At 67.9% G+C, this 1,655-nt stretch carries 1 protein-coding gene; it reads right to left on the reverse strand.

Annotation, left to right across the window (positions count from 1 at the left end):
- Positions 1–1,655: acetyl/propionyl/methylcrotonyl-CoA carboxylase subunit alpha (locus tag DK926_RS26210; RefSeq protein WP_207890926.1), on the reverse strand; the 1,655-nt coding region annotated here is incomplete at both ends.

The following is a 1,655-nucleotide window of genomic DNA, read 5'->3' on the forward strand; positions in this document are numbered from 1 at the left end:
TTCATCGCTTCGAGGACGGCGATGAGGTCGCCTTCGGCGACTTCTTGTCCTTCTTCGACGGCGACCTTGACGACGGTGCCCTGCATGGGTGCGGTGACGGCGTCACCGGACGTGGCACCGGCGCCGCCGCCGCCACGCTTGCGCGGCTTGGGCTTGCGGCGGATCGCACCGTCGGATGCTGCGCCGCCGCCGAGGGAGAACTGGCCGGGCAGGGACACCTCGACGCGTCGGCCGCCGACCTCGACGACCACGTTCTGGCGCGGTAGCGCTTCGTCGTCGTCGAGTGCGTCTGCTGCGGTGAACGGGGGAACCTGGTTGTCCCATTCGGTTTCGATCCACCGGGTGTGGACGTCGAACGATTCTCCGTCGCCGATGAACGCGGGGTCGGAGACCACGGCGGCGTGGAACGGGATGACGGTGGCGAGGCCTTCGACCTTGAACTCGGCCAGCGCGCGACGGCTGCGGGCGAGTGCTTCCTCGCGGGTGGCGCCGGTGACGATGAGCTTGGCGAGCATGGAGTCGAATTGGCCACCGATCACCGAGCCGGACTCGACACCGGAATCGACGCGCACGCCGGGGCCTTCGGGGGCGATGAAGGTGGTGACCGGTCCGGGTGCGGGCAGGAAGCCGCGGCCGGCGTCTTCACCGTTGATGCGGAACTCGAAGGAGTGTCCGCGCGGTTCGGGGTCTTCGGTGATCGACAGTTCTTCGCCGCCTGCGATGCGGAACTGCTGCAGCACGAGGTCGATGCCGGAGGTTTCCTCGGTGACGGGGTGCTCGACCTGCAGGCGGGTGTTGACCTCGAGGAAGGACACGAGGCCGTCTTGGCCGACGAGGTATTCGACGGTGCCTGCGCCGTAGTAGCCGGCTTCTTTGCAGATGGCCTTGGCGCTGGAGTGGATTTCCTTGCGCTGGGCTTCGGTGAGGAACGGGGCGGGTGCTTCCTCGACGAGCTTCTGGAAGCGGCGTTGCAGGGAGCAGTCGCGGGTGCCGGCGACGACGACGTTGCCGTGCTGGTCGGCGATGACCTGAGCTTCGACGTGGCGGGGCTTGTCGAGGTAGCGCTCGACGAAGCATTCCCCGCGGCCGAACGCGGCGACGGCTTCACGGACGGCGGAGTCGAACAATTCGGGGATTTCTTCGCGGGTGCGGGCGACTTTCATGCCGCGCCCGCCGCCACCGAAGGCGGCTTTGATGGCGATCGGGAGGCCGTGCTCGTCGGCGAAGTCGAGGATTTCCTGGGCGTCCTTGACCGGCTCGGCGGTACCGGGAACGGAGGGGGCTTTGGCGCGGGTGGCGATGTGGCGGGCGGTGACCTTGTCGCCGAGGTCGCGGATGGACTGCGGTGACGGGCCGATCCAGATCAGGCCTGCGTCGATGACGGCCTGAGCGAACTCGGCGTTCTCGGACAGGAAGCCGTATCCGGGGTGGATGGCGTCGGCGCCGGACTTCTTCGCCGCATCGAGAATCTTGTCGATCACGAGGTAGGACTCGGCGGAGGTCTGCCCGCCCAGGGCGAAGGCCTCGTCTGCCAAGCGCACGAAGGGTGCGTTCGCGTCGGGTTCGGCGTAGACAGCGACACTGGTGAGGCCGGCGTCCGCTGCAGCCCTGATCACCCGGACTGCGATCTCGCCGCGGTTCGCGACAAGCACCTT

The sequence above is a fragment of the Rhodococcus sp. Eu-32 genome, assembly GCF_003336925.1.
GTDB classification, from domain to species: domain Bacteria; phylum Actinomycetota; class Actinomycetes; order Mycobacteriales; family Mycobacteriaceae; genus Rhodococcoides; species Rhodococcoides kyotonensis_B.